The sequence below is a fragment of the Patescibacteria group bacterium genome (assembly GCA_022560785.1).
Lineage (GTDB): Bacteria > Patescibacteriota > Minisyncoccia > Phycocordibacterales > JADFSL01 > JADFSL01.
In genome coordinates, this window is the sequence record JADFSL010000041.1 from 1 (window position 1) to 3,683 (window position 3,683).

At 39.4% G+C, this 3,683-nt stretch carries 5 protein-coding genes; all 5 read left to right on the forward strand.

Going from position 1 to position 3,683, the window contains the following annotated elements; genetic code table 11:
- On the forward strand, nt 1–194 hold a 194-nt coding region (locus IIB50_03055; GenBank protein MCH7530067.1), incomplete at its 5' end, for a 16S rRNA (cytidine(1402)-2'-O)-methyltransferase.
- Nucleotides 195–318: 124 nt separating this feature from the next.
- Entirely contained in the window at nt 319–606 is a 288-nt protein-coding gene (locus IIB50_03060; GenBank protein MCH7530068.1) for a hypothetical protein, read from the forward strand.
- 88 nt (nt 607–694) lie between these two features.
- Entirely contained in the window at nt 695–1,807 is a 1,113-nt protein-coding gene (locus IIB50_03065; GenBank protein MCH7530069.1) for a hypothetical protein, read from the forward strand.
- A 43-nt stretch (nt 1,808–1,850) separates the two neighbouring features.
- Nucleotides 1,851–3,482, forward strand: coding sequence for a type IV secretion system DNA-binding domain-containing protein (locus IIB50_03070; protein MCH7530070.1), 1,632 nt, complete (start codon nt 1,851–1,853; stop codon nt 3,480–3,482).
- The coding region (locus IIB50_03075; GenBank protein ID MCH7530071.1) for a lamin tail domain-containing protein at nt 3,472–3,683 on the forward strand (212 nt) is incomplete at its 3' end. The genes IIB50_03070 and IIB50_03075, both read left to right, overlap by 11 nt.

A 3,683-nucleotide genomic window follows, 5' to 3' on the forward strand; every position in this document is an offset into this window, starting at 1 on the left:
ACAGAATATCGAAGACATTAACTTCACTCAATGATATTTTGGGAGACGATAGAAAAATAATCATTGCTCGCGAACTTACTAAAATATACGAAGAGGTTATAGATGGAACTGCGCAAGAATTGCTGACGTACATTTCGGAACATAAAAAAAAGGAGAAAGGAGAATTTGTTGTAATTATTGAGCCAAAACGCTGATTAGAGTATACTATGAGAAAATAATGAGTGTAACGAATATATTTTCCATACCAAACACCTTCTACGAAAGGTGCTGGGCGGAGGTTTCGTAAAGTTCATTTAATATTCACTAACGAAATCAACCATGTCAAAAGATGTAGCAATTATAGTTTTAGGAATATGGATAGCCATCGTGCCGTTTTTGGGGTTCCCTGGTTTTTGGGAGACGATAATTTATGTGGCATCTGGTCTCGGTGTGGTTCTTATGACATTTCTTTTGCGTAGAGACATTATATTGTATGTATCCAGAATCACAGATCGCCAAAGAAAAAGTACGGATGTGTATGTTGAAAACAGAGCAGATAATATAGAACAAACAGATACGAAAGATGACCTACCTAAACATACAAAGAGTGAAAAAATTTCTCAATAAGTTTCATCTAAGGAAAAGAGACACAATAATTTTAGGAATTTTTATATTGAGCCTTTTTCCTATTGCGTATTTAAGCACTCCGTCGGTAGTGACAGTGACTCAAAATATAGTGAGTGAAGACAATCGTAGTGTGGAGAGCGATGTATCTATAGTACCAACAAGCGCCACATTGGAAGAAATGGTTGTTGTGACCCATGTTGAAACACCAGAAGCAGTAAAGGCTATTTACATGACCAGCTGGGTAGCCGGCTCAGTGTCTTTTCGCAACGAACTCGTGTCGCTGATAGAAACTACAGAACTCAACTCGGTTGTTATTGATATCAAAGATTACAGTGGGACAGTTTCTTTTCGTATCTCTGACCCATTGCTCATTTCGATTGGTTCACATGAAAATCGGATACAAGACATACGACAATTTATCAAACAACTCCATGATAAAAATATTTATGTTATCGGACGGATAACAGTCTTTCAAGATTCGTATCTAGCAAACGCGCGCCCAGATCTCGCTATAAAAAAGGAAAGTGACGGTACCGTCTGGGTGGATTACAAGAATATCAGCTACATCGATCCGGGCGCACGAGAAATGTGGGACTATATTGTGGCACTTTCAAAGGAGTCATACGCATACGGCTTTGACGAGCTCAACTACGACTATATTCGTTTTCCGTCAGACGGAAATATGTTTGATATATACTTTCCGTTTTCCGAAGAGAGGGTTTTAGCAGATCCCGATAGAGGGAAGGCCCTCATTCTTCAGGAATTTTTCTCATATCTAAACCAAGAACTAGATAGTGAAGGTGTAGTACTCTCAGCTGATGTGTTTGGGATGACGACCACAAATTATGACGATTTAAATATTGGGCAGATACTTGAACTGATTGAACCGTACTTTGACTATATCGCGCCAATGGTCTATCCATCACACTATCCGGTTGGATTTAATAACTGGGAAAATCCTAACCTGTTTCCATACGAAGTGGTGAAATACTCGCTTGACCGTGGAGTTGAACGGTTGATATTAGCAAATTCATCGCCGCTTAAACTACGACCATGGCTTCAGGATTTTGATTACGGCGGCGACTACGATGTAGAAGAAGTACGAGCACAGATTCAAGCAGTCTATGACGCAGGGCTCACTTCATGGATGCTTTGGGCGGCATCTAACATATATACAAGAGGAGCGCTTGAACCAAATTAGTACACATGTTTATTTGCTCATTTTTTACGATATACTAATCAATATGGATTCGGAAAAAATCACATACTTTGCTATGACTGATTCTCGTGGCAAGCAAGAAAAGTTTGGCATCAAAAGAAAAGACAGGAACAAACACATGTATATCATAGGAAAGACCGGAATGGGTAAGTCCACACTTCTTGAGAATATGGCTATTCAGGACATTCAAAACGGTGAAGGACTGGCTTTCATAGATCCGCACGGAGCATCTGCCGAAAAATTACTGGATTATATACCAGAAGAACGCATCAAAGATGTGCTCTACTTTGCTCCTTTTGATATGGAACATCCTGTTGCTTTTAATGTAATGGAAGATGTTGGTTACGACAAACGCCATCTCGTTGTCTCTGGGCTCATGAGCGCATTTAAAAAAATATGGGTGGATGCATGGTCAGGAAGAATGGAATATATACTCTCAAATACTCTGCTGGCACTTCTTGAATATCCAGACTCAACACTTCTCGATGTTAATCGGATGCTTATTAATAAATCGTTCAGGAAAAAAGTGGTAGAGAATATTTCTGATCCATTGGTAAAAGTATTTTGGGTTGAAGAATTTGCAGCCTACACAGACCGGTACACACAAGAAGCAACGCCTGCAATTCAGAATAAAGTAGGACAGTTTACCAGCAATCCACTTATCCGAAATATCATAGGCCAGCCGAAATCCACTTTTGATTTACGCGATATTATGGATAATAAGAAAATATTTATAGCAAATCTATCAAAAGGGAGAATCGGGGAGACTAATGCCGATCTTATTGGCAGCATGCTGACCACAAAGATTTATCTCAGTGCGATGTCTCGGGCGGATTTACCGGCAGCAGAACTTCAAAAACTTCCTGATTTTTATTTTTATGTTGATGAATTTCAATCTATTGCTAACGAATCATTTGCGAACATACTGTCGGAAGCAAGGAAATATAAACTCAACCTCACAATAGCACATCAATACATAGAACAGATGGAGGAGAGTGTTCGCAATGCGGTTTTTGGTAACGTCGGGACGACAATTGCTTTTCGGGTAGGTCCCTTTGACGCCGAGGTGCTTGAAACTATATTCAAGCCACAATTTACGGAAGAAGATCTTGTTAATCTTGGTTTTGCACAGATTTACCTGACCTTAATGATAAATGGAGTTGGTTCCAAACCATTCTCAGGTTCAACCCTTCCTCCTATTGAAATACCAAGACTCTCATACAGAGAGCAGGTGGTTTCATGGTCGCGACAAAATTATGGAAGACCACGCGGTGACATTGAAACAGAGATAAAGAAAAGAGGCGAAGCTATTTCTGCTCCAGAAAAGACTGAAAAAAAAGATGTTGCTCGACCACCATCAAAAAACGTACGAGAAGATCGTGGAGAAAAACGAGTGCAGGAAAATAGATCCCGATTACAATCACTACCGCAAAGAACAGAAAGAAAAGGAACTGAACGACCAGCTCAAAAAAATACGGAACAAAAAGAAGAGAACCGCAGTGCGCTTCGAGAGGCACTCGCTTCTGTTATACAGAAAGAGGAAGAGATAAAAAAATCCTCATCGTCATCTCAAACTCCTACTCCAAATGAGCAAACAGATAAAAAAGAAGTGCCAGAAGAAAAATTAAGGAATATGCTTGGTGTTGATGATAAATAGCATTATGAAGGGTGTAATTGTCATTTTCTCTATTTTATTTTTATTTCCAATCACCTCCTTTGCCCAAGTTGTCATAAATGAAATAATGTATGACCTTGAGGGGGTCGACAATCCTCATGAGTGGATAGAAATATTTGTTACTGGAGGACAACCACTTGATCTCACCGATTGGCGCTTTAATGATGGCTCTAATCATATTTT

What these genes read in the sequence shown, in the direction of transcription:
- IIB50_03070 (MCH7530070.1), top strand. Translation starts at nt 1,851, where the DNA reads ATGGATTCGGAAAAAATCACATACTTTGCTATGACTGATTCTCGTGGC.
- IIB50_03060 (MCH7530068.1), top strand. Translation starts at nt 319, where the DNA reads ATGTCAAAAGATGTAGCAATTATAGTTTTAGGAATATGGATAGCCATC.